Source organism: Spirillospora sp. NPDC048823, from assembly GCF_043198445.1.
Lineage (GTDB): Bacteria > Actinomycetota > Actinomycetes > Streptosporangiales > Streptosporangiaceae > Spirillospora.
In genome coordinates this window covers 499,647-517,649 of sequence record NZ_JBICUT010000002.1, presented here as the reverse complement: position 1 = coordinate 517,649, position 18,003 = coordinate 499,647, and the positions used below count along the sequence as shown (strand labels likewise).

Here is an 18,003-nt window from a genome sequence, read left to right as displayed (position 1 = left end):
CCGATCTTTGTCGGGCTCGGCACGGCCGCCGTCCTGGCCGCCGGCGGCGCATCCGCCATGGCCGACGACGCACCGTCCCCCACGCCATCAGAGTCGGGCACGGCGTCCCCCGCCCCGGGCGAGCTCGCCGTGAGCGTCACCACGGCTCCCTCCGCGCCGGCCGCCGGGGAGACCGTGACCGTCGAAACGACCGTCAAGGCCGTCGGCGGCGAGGTGGCAGGCGTCAAGATCAAGAGCATCGCGGCGAGCCCCGAGGGGGTGACCCTGGACGGTGAATGCGAGAAGCCGTTCACCATGGAGAAATGCACCGCGGGAGACCTCTCCAGCGAGAGCAACCGCGTCTTCTCCTGGAATCTGACGGCTCCGGAGAAGACGAAGGAGGTCGGGATCACCGTCACGGTCAGCGCGACGGAACTCACCGACATCGTCAAGACGACCACAGTGAACTTCATCATTCCGACGCCAACGCCAACGCCAACGCCGACCAAGACAACGACGCCGCCCACGTCGCCTAGTGCGACACCGTCGAAGACGACGTCGAAGCCGTCGCCCACGAAGTCGTCGTCCGGCGGGGGTGGCGGTGACGGCTCCAGTGACGGCTCGAGTTCGAGCTCGGGTTCCGGATCCGGATCCGGTGATGGCGGACCGTCGGCTTCCATCAGCGGGGTCGAGCCGCCGAATCCGAACTCGTCGTTCGATCCGGAGAAGCCGGAGGTGGCGTTGCCGCCGATCCAGGCGCCGAGTCCGTCCGTCGCGCCCGGTCCGGGTGCGGTGACGCCGCAGAGCCGGTTGCAGGGGAACAAGGCGCCCGTCGCGCAGGACCTCACGTTCGAGCGGATGGCGAGCACCCAGATCGCGTGGCTGGCGGCGCTGCTGGTGGCGATCTCCCTGCTGCTGACGCAGCTGCGGCTGGGGCGGCGGCGGCTGCCTGCCGGTGCCGCGAAGCGGCTGAAGGGCACGCACCGCCGGCCCCGCAGGGGCATGTTCGGAAAGTGATCAGCGGGTGAGGCCGTAGCAGGCGATCGCTGCGGCGGCGACCACGTTCAGGGAGTCGACGCCGCGAGCGAGGGCCGTCTCGCTCATCGGGATGCGGACGCGGTGGTCGGCCTCGTGGAGCCATCGGGACGACAGGCCGTCCCCTTCGGAGCCGAGGAGCAGCGCCCGGCGGTCCGCCGTCCGCGCGTCGTCGATGGGTGTCGCGTCGGGCGCGGGGGTCAGGGCGAGGAGTTGGAAGCCGCGTTCGCGAAGCGCGGCCAGGCCGGTGCGCCAGTCGGTCATCCGGGCGTACGGCAGCGCGAACACCGCGCCCATGGAGACCTTGACCGAGCGCCGGTAGAGCGGGTCGGCGCAGCGGGGTGCCAGCACGGCGGCGTCCACGCCGAGAGCCGCCGCACACCGGAAGATGGCCCCGATGTTGGTGTGGTCGACGATGTCTTCGCAGACTATGACGCGGCGGGCGGTGCTGAGGACGGTGTCCACGGTGGGGAGGGGGAGGCGTTCGAGGGACGCCAGGGCGCCGCGGTGGACCTGGAAGCCGGTGATCGACTCCATGGTGGCGTCGTCGGCGACGTAGGCGGGGGCGTCGAGGGCGTCCAGGACGTCGGCGAGGGGTTCGGCCCAGCGGCGGGCCATCAGCAGGGAGCGGACGGGGTGGCCGGCGCCGATCGCACGGCGGATCACTTTCTCGCCCTCGGCGACGAACAGGCCGTGCTCGGCTTCCAGGCTCTTGCGGAGATTCACATCGCGGAGTCGCACGTAGTCTGCGATGCGGGGGTCTGCGGGGTCGGTGACGGAAACCAGGCTGGCCATGCCCCAAGTCTGCCGGTGGGCGGAGCGTGGAGCGTCCCGGATGCGAACGGGATCCAGGCGCGGCCACCGCAACGTACACCACGGTTCGCGCGAGGGGGGGCCGTCGCGTAGCGCCGCCGTCGCGGAGCGTGCCGACCGGGGGCAATGCCAGGATCGTTGAGACATACGCTCATGACCTGCGTCATTATCACTTTTGAGTTCTTTGTAACCTCTAGTTCGTACTACTACAGTGCCGTGGAACATCGGCGGGTTTCTGGTGAATCGAGGGCAGGCCATGAGCGGACGTCATCGCAATGACATCCCCGAGGGGATGGGCGAGGGCGGGTACGACCCGTCTCGGCCCGTCTTCGGTCCGGCCAACGACGGGTCATCCGACTGGTTCGGCGCACGGGACGCCCAGGGCCAGCCGCTCGCCCAGCCGCAGGCCGGTCCGCAGGGGGCTCCGCCCGGCGCGGCCGGCCCCGGGGCGTCAGGCGAGACTCCCGAGTGGTTCACGCCGCGGCAGACGGGTGAGCAGCCCGTCTACGGCTCCGGCGGGCATGGCGGTGGACGCCCCGGCGGGCCCCGTCCGGGAGACCCGATGAGAGGCCGCCAGGGGCCGCCGCCCGGGAGTTCCTCATCGCCGCTGGCCGGAACCGGCTACAGCGAGTATGACTCCATCCGCAGTTCCGACGGCGGTCCGTCGGGGTTCTTCGGCGGTGCCTCGGGGCCGGGTGACTCCGGCGGCTACGGCGGCGGTTCCGGTGGATCCGGCGGTTCAGGCGGGTCCGGGGGCTCGGGCGGGTCCGGTGGTTACGGCAGCGAGTCCGGCGGCTACGAGTACGGGCGCCGCAAGCGCAAGCGCAGTGCGACCGCGCTGATCGGGCCGATGGCCGGCGCCGTGGGCCTCGCGCTGCTGCTGGGCGTCGGCGTCTACGCGTTCGCCGAGAGCGGCGGCTGCACGGGCGACAACGCGATGAACCTGTCGGTGTCGGTCGCGCCCGACATCGCGCCGGTGGTCGAGAAGGCCGCCGAACGCTTCAACGACGGCAAGCACGAGACCGACGGCAAGTGCGTCAAGGCCACGGTGACGAAGGCCGAGCCGGCGTCGGTGTCGACGCTGCTGTCCGGGCAGGGCGTCGCGAACCCCGCCAACGAACGCCCGGACGTGTGGATCCCCGACTCCTCGCTGTGGATTTCGCTGGCCCAGGCGAGCAAGGACACCAAGGACGCCGTCCTGGCGACCAAGACGTCGGTGGCCAAGAGCCCGATCGTGGTGGGCCTGCCGCAGTCGCTCGCGGCGCAGCTGAAGAAGCAGGGCATCACCGCCAGCCCGTCCTGGGACAACCTCCTCAAGGCCGCCGGCGGTACCGCGGGCGGCGCGGTGACCAAGAACCAGATGATCCCGCCCGGCACGGTGCGGCTCGTGGTGCCCGACCCGATGCGGAACGCGGCCGGCATGGGCTCGCTGATGGTCACGAGCACGCTGCTGGCGAACGACCCCAACCGCGACTCGATCTTCACCGGCATCGTCCGGACCGTCCGGGAGAGCACCGTCCCGACGGTCGACGCGGAGTTCGAGGCCTTCCGCAAGAACAGCGGCGGCAAGCAGCCGATCTCCCTGTCGTCCGAGCAGGCTCTGTGGAGCTACAACCGGACCAAGCCGGAGGAGCCGGCGGTCGCGCTGTACCCGCTCGAGGGCACGCTGTCGATGGACTACCCGTTCACCGTCACCACCAAGGACGCCGGCAAGCAGAAGGCCGCCCGCCTGCTGGAGAAGGCGTTGGGCACCGAGGCGACCCGCAACGACGTCCACGCGGCGGGGTTCAGGACGCCGGACGGCAAGGCGCCCAAGGGCTTCGACCAGAAGACCGGCGTCAGCCCGGCCCGCCCGCGGCAGCTGCCCACGCCGAAGAGCGAGGACGTCGCGAAGGTCATGCAGGCGTGGTCGAAGCTGTCGCTCGGACTGCGGATCCTCTCTCTGCTGGACGTGTCCGGTTCGATGCTCGAGAAGGTCGGCCCGAACACCAACCGGCTGCAGGCCCTCGCGCAGGTGTCGCAGGGCGGCCTCAGCATGATGTCGGACGACACCGAGCTCGGCCAGTGGCTGTTCTCGACCAACATGGACGGGGATCTCCCCTACAAGAAGTCGGTGGAGATCGGCCCGCTCGGTGAGCGGATCGGGTCCACCACCCGGCGCGGTCTCGTCCTGTCGACGCTCAACCAGATGCGGCCGAAGCCGAACGGCGACACCGGGCTGTACCGGACGATGCTCGCCGCATACAAGATGATGAACGAGACCTACAAGCCGGAGTTCGGCAACTCCATCCTGCTGCTGACCGACGGGAAGAACGACGACGCCGGCGGCCCGTCGCTGAAGGAGACGCTGGAGCAGCTCAAGGGCATGCAGGACCCGAACAAGCCGATCCAGGTCAACATGATCGGGTTCGGCAAGGGCGTGGACCGCAACGAGCTGGAGCAGATCGCCGAGGCGACGAACGGCACGGTCCAGGTCGCGATGACGCCGCAGGAGATCAAGAAGATCTTCCTCAAGGCGCTGTCCCGGCGCATCCAGTGACCGGCATCCAGTGACCGGCACCCGGTGACCGGCATCCGGATGATCACCGGTCGGTGATCATCCGGATGCGGCAGGTAGTTCTTGATTTTTCCTGGCGATCGGTGTCAACCGGGCGCCGCAGCCGATCGTCAATCTAGGTGGAGGCCCGACGGGGAGCGGGGCCGTCGGGCCTCCGATCTACTTTCCCTCCCTGGCCCGCGAGGGAGCCGGTCGGGAGACCGGGGCCGGGAGAGTACGTCGGCTCCCCAGTGAATCTTCCAAGCCCGTTCCCGTCGACGCGGACGAGGATTCCGAACACAGCCCGCGGGAGGACCTCGTGTCCGGTTGGCCCAGTCTCGATCGCGCCGATGACGAGCGCCTGGCGCGGTCCCTGGCCGCGGGCGATCCCAGCGCCCTCATCCAGGTCATGGATCGCTACGCGGCCCGCCTGTACGACTACTGCCACGCACTGCTGCGCGACCAGGACCAGGCGGCCGGCGCGCTGCACGACGCGCTCATCGCCGCGTACGCGCACGTGTCCATCATGCGCGAGCCCGACCTGTTCCGCGGCTGGCTGTACGCGCTCGTCCGCAACGAGTGCATGCGGCGGCTCCGCGACCCGGACCGTCCGGCCGAGCGCCACGAGGCCCCAGAGGCCGAGGACGGCTTCCTGGACGCCGCGGAACTGGCGCAGCGGCTGGAGGCCCGCCAGCTCGCCCACAGCGCACTGGCGGGGCTGCGCGGGCGTGAACGTGAGGCGCTGGACCTCATGCTGCGGCACGGCCTGGACGCCGCGGAGGTCGGCGGCGTCCTCGGGATGGACGCGCGGGAGGCCGCCGGCATGACCGCCGGCGCGCAGGCCCGCCTGGACGACGCGCTCGCCGCCGCCCACATCGCGCGGAACGGGCCCGGCTGCCCCAGCGTCGCCGCGCTCACCGACGACGGAGGATGGCCGCTGCCGCCACCCGTCGTCCGCAAGCTCGTCCACCACATCGAGACCTGCCCGACCTGTGCCTCCCGGCGTGACCGGCCGGTGTCCGCGGCGCGGCTTCTGCAAGTGATGCCCGTCGCGATGACGCCGACGGACCTGCGCGGCCTGGTCATGGCCACCGCCACCGACCCGGCCCTGGCACCCGACCTGTCCGAGATCGCCTACCGGGCCGAGCCTTTCGACGACTGGGGCTGGCCTGTCCACGTCGACCGGAGGGCGAACGAACGGGTTTCTTCGGAACGGGGCGCCCCGCGCGCGCTGTGGCCGATACTCGCCGCCGTCGCCGCCGTGGTGCTGATCGTGGCGGGCGCGTTCTTCATCATGCCCGACTCGTCCGGTGGACGGACGGACGCCCAGGGCTCCCCAGGGCCGTCCACATCCGTTCCCGACTCGTCCCTGCCGAGCGAGGCCGAAGAGCCGTCAGAATCGCCCACGCCCACGGAGAGCGCCACTCCGACGCCCTCAGCCACACCGACCACGTCCACACCGGCGCCGACCCGGACGCGCCGCCAGTCCTCCGAGCCGAGACCGAGCCTCACCCAGCCGAGGAAGGGCACCCTGTCGGTGGGCGGCGGCTCATGCAATCTCAGTGGCACCGGGGACGTCTGCTCGTTCCCGGTGCATGCGGACGGCGGGTCGGTCACGTGGTCGGCATCGGCCGGGTCGCCTCTGAGCGCCAGCGGGGGCGGCACACTGTCCCACGGACAGTCGAGCGCTGCCACAGTCAGGCTCGCGAGTTGCGAAGTACCGGGTTCCGGGGCCGGTGCCGTCGTCTTCTCTCCGGGAGGCGCCAGCAGATCCGTCTCGTGGACGTGCCCCCCGAACGGCGAAGGTGGCGGTGGCGGTGGCGGCGGCCCACAGGGCTGATCACGAAACGTGACATAGATCACATTTTTTGGCATAAGGGCTGATCGACTAGGTCGGATGGCCACGGCGCGTACCGATTCCGTCACGGAGATTCGAGCACCGGGGAGAAATCTCAGCAACTTGGTGGCAAGATCGGGCAACCAGAGCGGGCCGACAGGCGTCGGGCGCTCACCGGGGGCACGATCGACAACACCGAATTCGACTGGGAGGGTTCCCGTGGCCGGTGAGCCAGGGCCCGAGCAGAACGATGACCTCAGGCTGGCGAACTCGCTGCGAGCCGGGGACGTCATCGCGCTGACCGAGGTTTACGACACCTATGCACCGTTCCTCTACGACTACTGTCACGGGCTGCTCCGTGACCGGGTGGAGGCGGCCGGTGCGCTGCGCAACTGCGTCGTCGCGGCCCGCGAGCACATCGACCGGCTCACCGAGCCGGACCGGCTGCGCGGCTGGCTGTACTCGATCGCCCGCAAGGAGTGCATGCGGCGCCGTGACAGCCCCAACCGGCACACCGGGCAGGAGGCGCCGGAGGCCGACGACGACCTGACCGACGAGCAGCTCGCCCGGCGTGAGGAACGCCGCCTGCTCGCGCACAGCGCGCTCGCCGCGCTCAACGGCCGGCAGCGCGAGGCGATCGACCTGTCGGTGCGGCACGAGCTGGACGAGGTCGATCTGTCCGGCATCTTCGGGATGCCGCTGGAGGAGACCCTCGCGCTCGTGGAGCGGGCCCGCGAGGACCTCGCCGCCGCGCTGCACGCCGCCCTCATCGCGCAGAACCACTGGAAGGACTGCCCCAGCGTCTCGGCGCTGACCGAGTCGTGGCCGCTGTCCCCGCAGACGGCGGCGTCGCTCGTCCGGCATGTGGCGAGCTGCCCGGTGTGCGGGGAGCGCGAGACGCCGCCGCTGCCGGCCGACCGGCTGCTGTCGGTGCTGCCGATCGCGGCGATCCCCGCGGAGCTGCGGCTGGACGTGCTGACCGCGACGACCGCCGAGGACCGCGCCGGGAACCGCCGCGCCATCGCCGCCTGGACCGAGCCGTTCGACGAGTACGGCTGGCCGCTCCCCTACGAGCCGACGCCCACCCGCGTCCGCGAGCGGTCGCCCCGGCGCCGCGGCCCCCTCATCGGGGCCGTCGCCGTGGCCGTGGGAGTCGTGGTGCTGTCCGTGGGAGCGATGTCGGCGCTCGGCGGCGGGGACGGTGAGAACACGTCGGCGACCGGACCGGCGGTCCCCGGTGACAGCGGCGGGCCGGTGGATTCGGGCCGGCCCGAGGCCACGCCGACCGATCCGTCCCCGACGGTCACGTCACCGTCCCCGACCGAGTCGAAGACGCCGTCGAAGAGCCCCTCGCCGTCCAAGACGCCGTCGAAGACTCCGACGACGCAGCCCCCGCCTCCGCAGAACACCGTGGAGCCCGACCCTCCGAGGAGCGGCCGCCTCAGTGTGGACGGGTGCCGGATGGGCAACGACGAGTCGTGCACCATCCGCATCACCGCGGTGGGCGGGGCGGTGACCTGGCGGGTGACCGGCGCGTCCGGCGAGCTGAGCGCGGGCGGGAGCGGCCGCCTGTCGTCGGGCGAGTCCGCCGGCGTGACCGTCCGCCGGACGAACGTCATCTGCTGGGGGGACAAGACCGGGTCGGTCTCGTTCTCGCCGGGTGGCTCCGCCCGGGTCTCGTACTGCTGATCCCGGGTCGAGTACCGCTGATCAGAGGGTGCCGGTGTCCAGGGTGCGGTGTGCGCGGTCCAGCAGGATCGGCACACCGTCACCGATCTGGTCGAAGCCCTCGCCGACGGTCGCCTTCTGCAGATAGCGGGCGTGGATGCCCTCCAGGATGACGGCGAGCTTGAAGCACGCGAACGCGACGTAGAAGTCGAGGTCGGCGAGGTCGAATCCGGTGAGCGCCGCGTACCGCTCGGTGAACTCGCGCCGGGTGAAGAAACCGGGCGCCGAGGTGATCGTGGCGCCGACGGGGAGGCGGTCGGCGTCGGCGGCCTCGGCCCAATAGACGAGCGTCAGCCCGAGGTCGGACAGCGGGTCACCGAGCGTCGACATCTCCCAGTCGACGACGGCGGCGATTTCGGGACGCGGCTCCAGCCGGGCGAGCGCGTTGTCGAGACGGAAGTCGCCGTGGACGAGGCGGGCGGGGGCATCGGCGGGCATCCGGTCCGCGAGCCTGGCCACAAGCCGGTCGTATTCGGGCAGGTCACGGGTGGCGCCGGTGGCGCGAACGGCTTCCTGGGAGCCGTCCCACTGCTTGCCCCACCGCTTCAGCTGACGCGCCATGTAGCCGCTCGGGCGCCCGAAGTCCTCCAGGCCGACGGCCTTCACGTCGACGGTGTGGATCGCGGCGAGCGCCCCGGCCAGTGCCTCGCTGAGGCCGTTCGCCTGCTCGGGGGTGAGGTCCTCGGCGTCCTCGCGGCTGCGCAGGACACGTCCCTCGACGTAGTCCATGAGGTAGAAGTTCGCGCCGATGACGTCGACGTCGTCGCAGAACGCGAGCGTCCTCGGCACCGGCACCGCCGTGCCGACGCCGAGCGCGGTCAGCACCCGGTATTCGCGGCCCATGTCGTGGGCCGTCGGCTGGACGTGCCCGAGCGGCGGCCTGCGCAGCACGATGCGGCGGCCGCCGTCCAGGGTGATCCCGTAGGTGAGGTTGGAGCGCCCGCCCGCGATCAGGTCGATCGCGCCGATGCGGCCCGATCCGGGCAGCTCGCGGTCCAGCCACTCCGCCAGGCGGGGGGCGTCGATGCCGGGGACCCCGGACGGAAGCTCTGCGTCAACGGTCATGACGACCTATTAGAACGTGGCTCGGTCTGGGCTGTGAACCCCACCCCGGTACCTTGTCGCTGCGGCCGGTGACGCGTCGGCCACTTCCGGCCGACTTGCAGCTCAGGTGCACCTGACGTTCAGCATCGTCCTGATCTGCGGAAACACGTCGGCGTTCGGGGCCGGGCGGCCGATTCGGCGCGACCTCCGGAGGAAAAATGCAACGCCAGGTGGATTAGGCGAAACCCCGGGGTACGCATCTGCGACGACACCCGAGCAGCATGGTCTCTACCCGGCGCGAAGGGTCATAGCCGTCATACCCGGCCCATGACGGCAGGCTGGACTTTATGGGTCCCGCTGGGCTATGAGAGTAGGACTAGACCATTCGGGACTAGACCGCCCGATTGGGGGGGACACACCGTGGCAGACGCATGGCTGCCGGGAGCCGGCCGCATGCCGGCGCGACAGGACGGCGGAGCTCTGCGAGGAGGTGCTCCCCGGGTCGTCTGGTGCGCCGGCGAACACGATCCACGCACCGTCTCCGCCCGCTCGGTGGCCGCCGACCTCATCAAGGACGACCGGCCGCCGCATCTGGTCTGGCATCCCGGCACCGGCGAGATCGTCCAGCTCCTGCCCGCCACCCGCGCCGCCCGGCACCTCGGCGGGCGCGTCGGCCATGAGGGACGCGTCTGCGTGCAGATCATGGTGATCGGCCAGTCCAGGACGCCGTTCACCGGCACGCCGCTCAGCGGCATCGACGCGATCGTCCAGTGGCTGGACTCGTGGGGAGTCCCGCGCCACTGGCCCGCCGGGCCGCCGCTGCCGTCGCCGCAGTCGTACCACGCGAACCGCGACCGCAAGGACTGGGCGCGCGGCGGACACTACGGGGCATCGCAGGTACCGCTCGTCGACCGTCCCGACCCGGGCGCCATCGACATCCGCCGCATCACCGGGCCCGACACCCCCGTCGCCCCCATCCCGAAGCCGCGCGCACCCCTCCCCGACGCCGCGACCGCGCCCCGCCTCCTCCCCAGGCCCCCGCGCAAGCCCGACCCCGTCCGCCCGCCACAGAAGGAGCCGCCGCCGGGACGTCCCCTTCAACCCGCCCCGGAGCCCGTGCCGGTCGCGCAGTCCGCCATGTCCAACTGACCCCCTCCGGCACGGCTCACCTCCCCCTCACCCCGCCCGCGTCCCCACCAGCTCATGGACGACCTCGCAGCCCTTGCGGAGTTCCGCGAGGTTCGCCGCCGAGCCGTAACCGATCACCAGCCCGGACGCCCGCCGCGCGCCCCCGTGGCAGTGGTCGAGCGTCTCCACCAGAACGCCCCGGTCCGCCGCCTCGCGGACGACCCGACCCGCCACCTGCGCCGGGACGTCCACCACCAGGTGCAGACCGGCCGTGTCGCCGCGCAGGGGCAGCCCGTCCAGCGCCCGGACGACCACGTCCCGCCGCCGCGCGTACTCCCCCCGCATCCGGCGGACGTGCCGGTCCAGGTCGCCGCGTTCCAGGAGCAGCCGCAGCGCGTCCTGCGGCACGACGGCCGTGCGGTCGTTCAGCTCCTCGCGGCGCAGCGCGATCCGTCCCACCAGGTCGGGACGGCCCACGAGCCAGCCGACCCCCATGTCCGCCGTGAGGATCTTGGCGGTCGTGCCGAGGTAGACCACCACGTCCGGGTCCAGCCCGTAGAGCGCGGGGAGCGGCGCGACGTCGTACCGGAACTCGCCGTCGTAGTCGTCCTCCGCGACGAGCGCCCCGTTGCGCCGCGCCCACGCCAGCAGGGCCTGGCGGCGCGGAACGGGCAGCACGCCGCCCATCGGGAACTGATGCGACGGCGTCGTGTAGACGAGGCGCAGATCGTCCGGGAGGCCGTCGACGACGAGGCCGTGCTCATCGACCGGGCAGGGCACCGGCTCGGCGCCGCGCCCCTCCAGCACCGCGCGTGCCCGCCGGTAGCCGGGCTCCTCCACCCCGACCCGGTCACCCGGACACAGCACGGTCGCCGCCAGCAGATCCAGCCCGTTCGTCGCGCCCCGCGTCACCAGCAGCCCGTCCACAGGACACCCCACGCCGCGGCTGCGCCTGATGTAGTCGGCCAAGGCGATGCGCAGGTCCGGCAGGCCGTGCGGGTCCTGGCGCTGCTGGGGCGGCATCCCGGACGCGAGGCGCCACGCACGCCGCCACGCGGGAGTGTCCAGCGCCCCGATCCAGGCGAGACCCGGTCGCAGATCGATCTCGTGAGGGGCCGCCGTCCTCCGCACGGTCTCGGTCCTCACCGGCCGTGTTCTCGGCACGGGCGGCGCGGCGACACCGTCGGTCACGTACGTCCCCGACCCGTGCCGGCCTTCCAGCCAGCCCTCCGCGTACAGCTGCTCGTACGCCTCGGTCACGACCGTGCGGCTCACACCCAGCAGCCCCGCCAGCGCCCTGCTCGCGGGAAGCCGCTCCCCGGCCGCCAGCCGCCCCTCCCCCATCGCCGCACGCAACTGGCCGACGAGCTGGGCGCTCATGGGCTCACCGGCATCCCGGTCGATGCCGAGAGGCAGGTCTATCGACAAAGTGGTCTCCGTCTAAAAGTGGTCTCCGTCTATACGCATCGATTGGCCCTACCGGCCAGGCCACTCGCTCCATAGCGTAAACGTCCATGACCGCACTCTCATCGACCGCCCGCACCCGGCTCGGCAGATACTCCGAACGGTCCAGCGCCGACCGCTCCGTCCTCTACGAAATCCTCGACGACGGCATGATCTGCCACTTCGGCGTCACCATGAACGGCTCACCGCGCGTCCTGCCCACCGCCTACGGGCGCCTGGACGACACCCTCTACCTGCACGGCTCCACGGGGGCGAGCAGCCTCATGGCGGGACCGTCCCAGGACATCTGCGTCACCGTCACCCACCTGGACGGAATCGTCCTCGCCCGGTCCCTGTTCCACCACTCCATCAACTACCGCAGCGCCGTCATCTACGGGACGCCCCGCCTCGTCACCGACGCCGACGAACAACTGGCCGGCCTCCGGGTCATCACCGAGCAACTGGCCCCCGGCCAATGGGACGTGGCACGCCGGCCCACCCGCAAGGAACTCGCCGCCGTCTCCGTACTGGCACTCCCCCTGGACGAGGCGTCCGTCAAGATCCGGCAGGCTCCCCCAAGCGACGACGACGAGGATTACGCACTCGACGTCTGGGCGGGCGTCCTCCCCGTCCACCAGACGTTCGGAGTCCCCTCCCCCGACCCCGCCCTGCGCCCCGGCATCCCCGTACCCGCCCATATCGCCCACCGCGTGACCTCCTAATCCGATCCGGCTCAGTGCCCCGCGCAGTCGCCCATGGCCGTAGGGTGAATCCATGAACGAGCGGCTGGTCTGGATTGACTGCGAGATGACTGGACTCGACCTGCGCAACGACGCGCTGATCGAGATAGCCGCGCTGGTCACCGACAGCGAGCTGAACATCCTCGACGACGGCGTCGACGTGATCATCAAGCCTCCCCAGGAGTCGGTCACGCAGATGACCCAGGTCGTCCGGGACATGCACACCACGTCCGGCCTCCTTGAGGCGCTTCCCGGTGGCGTCACCCTCGCCGAGGCCGAGGACGTCGTCCTCACCTACATCAAGCGCCACGTCAAGGAGGCCAAGAAGGCCCCCCTGTGCGGCAACTCCATCGCCACCGACCGCTCGTTCCTCGCCCGCGACATGCCGACCCTCGACGGCCACCTCCACTACCGCATGGTGGACGTCTCGTCCATCAAGGAGCTGGCCCGCCGCTGGTACCCGCGCGTCTACTTCGCCAGCCCCGAGAAGAAGGGCGGCCACCGGGCCCTCGCCGACATCACCGAGAGCATCCAGGAACTGCGCTACTACCGTGCCGCCGTCTTCGTCCCCCAGCCCGGCCCCGACTCCGAGACCGCCCGCGCCGTCGCCGCCAAGGTCGCCTCCGGCTGACCCACGCCCGCGGAGCCGCTACACTACTGGGAGCCGGGAGCGATCTCGGCCACGGTGGGTGTAGCTCAGTTGGCAGAGCACTTGGTTGTGGTCCAAGATGTCGGGGGTTCAAGTCCCCTCACTCACCCCACGCAAAGGGCTTGGTCGCCATGCGGCGACCAGGCCCTTTAGTCGTTGGTCGTCAGCTCGTCCGGTGTTGCCGGGAGCAGGACGCGGGTCATGCGGCGGCACGGGCACCCCGAGCCTGACCGGCGCGGTCCATCGACTCCCGAAGACCGGGCCGTTATGCTCCGACCCTATAAATGTCAACAACCCCCCAAGGGCGACGGATGAGTGTCGACGAGACGGCCCCCCTGCGCGTACTCGTGGTGGACGGTGACCCGCAGGTCCGAGCGGCCGTGACCTCCCTGCTCGACGCCAGCGACGAACTCCAGGTCGTCGCCGAGAGCCCCGATCCCGCCGCGGCGCTCTCCCTGGCCGAGCGCCTGCGTCCCGACATCGTCCTGCTGGACGCGGCCTCCGCCGAGCACGCCGCCCCCTTCAGCCACTCCGCCCGCGTCTTCGTCCTCGCCGCCGCCGGTCACCCGGCCGTGGAGGACGCCCTCCATGCCGGCGCCAGCGGCCACCTGGTCCCCGGCTCCTTCACCGTCCCGGACCTCATCCGCGGTGTCCGCCACGCCTCCCGCACCTCCCTCGGCCTGTCCGCCCGCGAGTCGGAGGTCATGGACCTCATCGCCACCGGCCGGTCCAACGGCGAGATCGCCCGCCAGCTCTTCCTCAGCGAGAAGACCGTCAAGAACCACGTCAACCGCATCTACGCCAAGCTCGGCGTCAGCTCCCGGGCCACCGCCATCGCCCTCTGGCGCGGCATGATGAGCGTCCTCCCCGTCCGGGACTAAACCGGTTCGCACTGGTCCACCGCTCCTGATACTGTTCTTCCTGTCGCCAGGGACCCCCGGCCAGGGCCGGTCCCCCGACATGCGCCGTTAGCTCAATTGGCAGAGCAGCAGACTCTTAATCTGCGGGTTCGGGGTTCAAGTCCCTGACGGCGCACCACAACCACCAGGGCGTACACCGATCATCGGCGTACGCCCTGTTCGTGTTCGTTGCAGTCGCCGTTGGGGTCAGTCCTTCGGAGACCCCCAGAGGTGTCTCGTTGCGCATCGCCCGTGGTCAGCGGGCCTGCACCTTGTTGGCGACCGATGCCGATTCCGCCGGGGTCTCCGTGTTCTGCTCGGCTCGGGGCAGGAGGCCGATCCACACGAGCGCGACGCTGGCGAGGGTGAAGGCCACGTTCACGGTAAGGGCCAGGTGGATACCGTTCAGGTCGGACGTCTGGGTGGCGGCGACGGCGCTCAGGATCGGGATGCCGATCGTGATGAGAACCACTAGGTCCGAGCGGCGCCCAACGAGATTCATGTCCGGCCGGCGTGCCCCGTGCGTTGGCCGGACATGCGTATCAAGGGCGGTACCCCGTCATCGCCTGGTGAGGCGGAGGGGGGCCGACTCGGGGCCGAACTCCAGCCAGTTGAACATCTTCACGGGCCCGTCCAGGGTGATCTCGGCGGCGCCGTCGAGCAGTGTCCGCAGGGCGGCGGCCATCTCCATGCGCGCCAGGGCGGTGCCGGGGCAGCGGTGGGCGCCGCGGCCGAACGCGAGGTGGCGGTTCGGGTGCCGGTCCAGGACGAGCTGGTCGGGGTCGGTGAAGACCTCTTCGTCGCGGTTGGCCGAGGGGTACAGCATCGTGACCGGTTCCCCGGCACGGATGGTACGGTCGCCGATCTCCACATCGCGGGTGGCGGTACGGGCGAACACCCGGTACGGGGCGTAGAGCCGCAGCAGTTCCTCGATGGCGTTCGCCAGCAGGTCGGGCCGGTCTCGCAGTCGTTCCTGAAGGTCGGGGTCGCGTGCCAGGTGGACGGCGGCACTGCCGAGGACGGCCTGGGGGGCGCCGATGCCCGCGACGATGGTCTGCCGCACGGTCCCGACCACCAGGTCATCGGGGATGGCGGGGTCCGCCTCCAGGAGGCTGGTGACCATATCGGTGTCCGGGTCGCGCGGGTGGCGGCGGCGCTCGTCGACGAGGGCGCGGGCGATGCCGTACAGCTCGTCGCTGGCGGCCATGATCCGCGGCTTGTCCATGTCCTGGATGGCGAAGCTGTACTCCACGCCGATGCGGCGGATGTCCAGCATCTGGGCCAGCGGCAGGTCGAGGAACAGGGCGAAGCACTGCGCGGCGAACGGCAGGGCGAACTCCTTGGAGAAGTCGCCGCCGCCGCGTGCCAGCAGCGGCCGGAGCAGTTCCTCCGCGGCCTCGGCGAACGCCGGCTCCAGGCGGCGTACCGCCGCGCGGCTCATCACCCGGTCCAGCGGGGCGCGGTAGATCCCGTGCTCGGGCGGGTCGAAGTGCAGCGGCGGCCGGCGGCGGGTGCGCGGTACGTGCGGGACGACGTTCTGCACGGCGGTGCTGAACGTTTCGCTGTCGCGGGCGATCCGTACGACGTCGTCGTAGCGGGTCGCGGCCCAGAAGCCGCCGAAGGCGTCGCTCCAGGGCACCGGGCAGCGCCGCCGCAGGTCGGCGTAGACGGCGTGGGAGCTGTCGAAGGTCTCCGGCTGGAGCGGGTCCCAGTCGGATGGGCGTTCGGTGGTCATGGTCTCCCCGATCATCGGTGGTCAGAGCAGATGGCGGCGAGCGAGGCGGGCGAGCGCCTCGATGCCGTAGACGACGACGGCGATCGCGATGACGATGGCGCTGGTGACGTCGTAGCGGAGGGTGGCGATGGACTCCTGCATCAGGTAGCCGATGCCGCCCGCGCCGACGATTCCCAGCACGATCGACTCGCGCAGCGCCAGGTCGGCGACGAACAGGCCGTTGCCGGTGAAGGACGGCACGAACTGCGGCCAGATTCCGCCCGCGAAGGACTGCGGCCGGGTGGCGCCGACGGAGGTCAGCGCCTCGTGCGGGACCGGGTCGAGCACTTCGAGGGAGTCGGTGAAGAACTTGGCGGCCAGCGCGGTGCAGGAGATCCACAGGGCCAGGAACCCCGCGAACGGGCCGAGCCCCAGGGCCGCGACGAACAGCAGCGCGTAGACCAGGTCGGGGATGCCGCGGATCACCACGACCAGCACGCGGACGGCCGCCGACAGCGGCCGCCAGGGTGCGACGTTCGTGGCGGTGAGCAGGGCCAGCACGAGCCCGCCGAAGGTGCCGGCCGACGCGGCGCCCAGGGCCATGAGCAGGCTCTCCAGTACGCCCATGAGGATCTCGGTCGAGAAGGCGGGCGGCCACATTCCGGTGAGGATGCCTCGCACGTTCGGCCAGGCGTCGGCGAGCCTGCCGAGGCTGAGGTCCAGCGACCACAGCGACGCCAGGAACACGGCGGCGACCGCGGCCGTGCCGCCGAACCGCAGCACGCGTTCGCGGTCCCAGCCGACGTCGGACGCGCGCTTCCCGGCGGGCAGCGCGGCGGCCGCGGCCGTCCGGTCGTTCCCGGAGCGGCGGCGGATCGCCACCGACAGCAGTTCCAGCAGGAGGATCAGGACGATGATCACGCAGATGATGCCGGCCGCGCGCGTGTAGTCCAGGCTGCCGAGGGCGGTCTGGAGCGCCACCCCGATGCCGCCGGCGCCGACGACGCCGAGCACCGCCGATGCCCGGATGTTGATGTCGAGCCGGTACAGGACGATCGCGACGAGCGCGGGCAGCACCCGCGGCAGGACGTTGGACACCGCGATCTGTGTCTCGCGGGCGCCGCAGGCGCGGGCGGCCTCGGCCGGAACCGGGTCGGCCTCCTCGATCGCGTCGGCCAGCAGCTTGGCGATCATGCCGACCGAGTGGACGGCGACGGCGAGCGCGCCCGCGAGCGGCCCGAGGCCGAACGCCCGCACGAACAGGATCGCGAAGACCAGCGTCGGCACCGCCCGGGTCAGCACGATGACCAGGCGGGCCACCGGGCCCGTCCAGCGGCGGACGGGGCGGGTGCGGGCGGCGATGAAGGCCAGCGGCACCGAGGCCAGCACCGACAGGCCGGTGCCCGCCACGGCGATCAGCAGTGTCTCCAGGACGAGGGAGGCGGTGTCACCGGCCGCGGGGAAGTCCGGCGGGAGCATCCGTTCCAGGAGCCGCAGCGTGTCGCCGAGCCCGGCGGCCAGCGAGAGCGGCGACAGGCCGATCCACCAGAACGTCGCCCAGGTGACCCCCACGGCGCCGAGGAGGAGTACGGCCGCGACGGCGGTCCGGGCCTCCAGCGGCGGGCGCAGCGGCCCGGGGTCGGGCTCGGGCTCGGTGCGCACGGCCGGTTCGGTGCTAGTCACGGTGCGCGCCCGCGGTCTGGTAGACGGCGCGCAGCCGGTCCTCCTTCAACGTGGCGGCGGGCTCGTCCAGCACGATCCGGCCCGAGCGCAGCGCCACCACCCGGTCGGCGGTGGACAGCGCCAGGTCGATCTGGTGCAGGCTGCACAGGACCGAGATGCCGTCCTCGGCGCTGATCCGTTTGAGGGTGTCGAGCACCAGGACGCTGGCGGCCGGGTCGAGCGAGGCGACCGGCTCGTCGGCCAGGACGAGCCGCGGCCGCTGCACCAGGGTGCGGGCGACGGCGACCCGCTGCTGCTGGCCGCCCGAAAGCGTGTCGCAGCGCTGGAACCGCTGGTCGGCCAGGCCGACGCGGTCGAGCTGCTCGACGGCCCGCTCACGCAGGGCGCGCGGGTAGGCCATCACGCCGTACCGCGGCCAGCGCAGCGTGGCGAGCGCGCCCATCAGCACGTTCTCCAGCGCCGACAACCGGCCGACCAGGCCGAACTGCTGGAACACGAACCCCACCCCGGCGCGCAGGTCGCGCAGCTCGCGGCGGGAGCAGGCGGCGGGGTCGGCGCCGAGCGTGCGGACGGTGCCCCGGTCCGGCCGGTGCATCCCGTTCACCAGCCGCAGCAGGGTGGACTTCCCCGCGCCGGACGGGCCGACCAGCGCGACGAACTCACCCTGCGGAACGGTCAGGTCGATCCCGTCGAGCACGGTCTTGCCGGCGAACCCCTTGGTCGTTCCGGCGAGGTCCAGCACGGCGCCCTCGCGGGTGTCCCTCATGGCGGGCTC

At 71.5% G+C, this 18,003-nt stretch carries 15 protein-coding genes and 2 tRNA genes; 10 read left to right on the top strand and 7 right to left on the bottom strand.

Annotated elements, in window-relative coordinates; all coding sequences use genetic code 11:
* The first annotated feature begins 129 nt into the window (after positions 1 to 129).
* On the top strand, positions 130 to 996 hold the full coding sequence (locus tag ACGFK0_RS05915; protein ID WP_392900790.1) for a hypothetical protein: 867 nt from the start codon (positions 130 to 132) through the stop codon (positions 994 to 996).
* Here ACGFK0_RS05915 and ACGFK0_RS05910 read toward each other — a convergent pair whose 3' ends face one another.
* Positions 997 to 1,809 carry a TrmH family RNA methyltransferase gene (locus tag ACGFK0_RS05910; RefSeq protein WP_392900787.1) on the bottom strand — a complete coding sequence of 271 codons (813 nt, stop codon included), beginning with the start codon at positions 1,807 to 1,809 and terminating at the stop codon, positions 997 to 999.
* A gap of 274 nt (positions 1,810 to 2,083) precedes the next feature.
* Here ACGFK0_RS05910 and ACGFK0_RS05905 point away from each other — a divergent pair, with 274 nt between their 5' ends.
* The 3 genes from ACGFK0_RS05905 (at position 2,084) to ACGFK0_RS05895 (ending at position 7,889) form a co-directional block, all read left to right on the top strand.
* Positions 2,084 to 4,366 carry a substrate-binding domain-containing protein gene (locus ACGFK0_RS05905; protein WP_392900784.1) on the top strand — a complete coding sequence of 761 codons (2,283 nt, stop codon included), beginning with the start codon at positions 2,084 to 2,086 and terminating at the stop codon, positions 4,364 to 4,366.
* A 316-nt stretch (positions 4,367 to 4,682) separates the two neighbouring features.
* Positions 4,683 to 6,203 (top strand): RNA polymerase sigma factor, encoded by a 1,521-nt coding sequence (locus tag ACGFK0_RS05900; protein WP_392900781.1) that lies wholly within the window; start codon positions 4,683 to 4,685, stop codon positions 6,201 to 6,203.
* 216 nt (positions 6,204 to 6,419) lie between these two features.
* Positions 6,420 to 7,889 (top strand): RNA polymerase sigma factor, encoded by a 1,470-nt coding sequence (locus ACGFK0_RS05895; protein ID WP_392900776.1) that lies wholly within the window; start codon positions 6,420 to 6,422, stop codon positions 7,887 to 7,889.
* 21 nt (positions 7,890 to 7,910) lie between these two features.
* Here the strand turns inward: ACGFK0_RS05895 and ACGFK0_RS05890 are convergent, their stop codons facing one another.
* A complete protein-coding gene (locus ACGFK0_RS05890) occupies positions 7,911 to 8,993 on the bottom strand; it encodes a phosphotransferase family protein (RefSeq protein WP_392900773.1) in 1,083 nt (360 codons plus the stop codon).
* A gap of 432 nt (positions 8,994 to 9,425) precedes the next feature.
* Here ACGFK0_RS05890 and ACGFK0_RS05885 point away from each other — a divergent pair, with 432 nt between their 5' ends.
* Positions 9,426 to 10,121: a hypothetical protein gene (locus ACGFK0_RS05885; RefSeq protein WP_392900770.1), complete on the top strand. Its 696-nt coding sequence runs from the start codon at positions 9,426 to 9,428 to the stop codon at positions 10,119 to 10,121.
* 27 nt (positions 10,122 to 10,148) lie between these two features.
* Here ACGFK0_RS05885 and ACGFK0_RS05880 read toward each other — a convergent pair whose 3' ends face one another.
* Entirely contained in the window at positions 10,149 to 11,528 is a 1,380-nt protein-coding gene (locus ACGFK0_RS05880) for a PLP-dependent aminotransferase family protein (protein ID WP_392900767.1), read from the bottom strand.
* 86 nt (positions 11,529 to 11,614) lie between these two features.
* On the opposite strand from ACGFK0_RS05880, the gene ACGFK0_RS05875 reads away from it, so the two are divergent.
* The 5 genes from ACGFK0_RS05875 (at position 11,615) to ACGFK0_RS05855 (ending at position 13,970) form a co-directional block, all read left to right on the top strand.
* Positions 11,615 to 12,265: a pyridoxamine 5'-phosphate oxidase family protein gene (locus tag ACGFK0_RS05875; protein WP_392900764.1), complete on the top strand. Its 651-nt coding sequence runs from the start codon at positions 11,615 to 11,617 to the stop codon at positions 12,263 to 12,265.
* A gap of 52 nt (positions 12,266 to 12,317) precedes the next feature.
* Complete coding sequence (orn, locus tag ACGFK0_RS05870; protein ID WP_392900762.1) at positions 12,318 to 12,914, top strand: oligoribonuclease; 597 nt, start codon at positions 12,318 to 12,320, stop codon at positions 12,912 to 12,914.
* Positions 12,915 to 12,968: 54 nt separating this feature from the next.
* Positions 12,969 to 13,044: transfer RNA gene (locus ACGFK0_RS05865), tRNA-His, on the top strand.
* Positions 13,045 to 13,243: 199 nt separating this feature from the next.
* Entirely contained in the window at positions 13,244 to 13,813 is a 570-nt protein-coding gene (locus tag ACGFK0_RS05860) for a response regulator transcription factor (RefSeq protein WP_392900759.1), read from the top strand.
* Between the two features lie 81 nt (positions 13,814 to 13,894).
* Positions 13,895 to 13,970: transfer RNA gene (locus tag ACGFK0_RS05855), tRNA-Lys, on the top strand.
* A 117-nt stretch (positions 13,971 to 14,087) separates the two neighbouring features.
* Here the strand turns inward: ACGFK0_RS05855 and ACGFK0_RS05850 are convergent.
* Genes ACGFK0_RS05850 through phnC form a run of 4 tightly spaced genes read right to left on the bottom strand, consistent with a single transcriptional unit; the run spans position 14,088 to position 17,994 of the window.
* Positions 14,088 to 14,333, bottom strand: coding sequence for a hypothetical protein (locus ACGFK0_RS05850; protein WP_392900756.1), 246 nt, complete (start codon positions 14,331 to 14,333; stop codon positions 14,088 to 14,090).
* A 57-nt stretch (positions 14,334 to 14,390) separates the two neighbouring features.
* Entirely contained in the window at positions 14,391 to 15,566 is a 1,176-nt protein-coding gene (locus ACGFK0_RS05845) for a cytochrome P450 (protein ID WP_392900753.1), read from the bottom strand.
* Positions 15,567 to 15,587: 21 nt separating this feature from the next.
* Positions 15,588 to 17,228: a phosphonate ABC transporter, permease protein PhnE gene (gene phnE / locus ACGFK0_RS05840; protein ID WP_392900750.1), complete on the bottom strand. Its 1,641-nt coding sequence runs from the start codon at positions 17,226 to 17,228 to the stop codon at positions 15,588 to 15,590.
* Positions 17,221 to 17,994 (bottom strand): phosphonate ABC transporter ATP-binding protein, encoded by a 774-nt coding sequence (gene phnC / locus ACGFK0_RS05835; protein WP_392900747.1) that lies wholly within the window; start codon positions 17,992 to 17,994, stop codon positions 17,221 to 17,223. The genes phnE and phnC overlap by 8 nt, the downstream gene beginning before the upstream one ends.
* Positions 17,995 to 18,003: the final 9 nt, after the last annotated feature.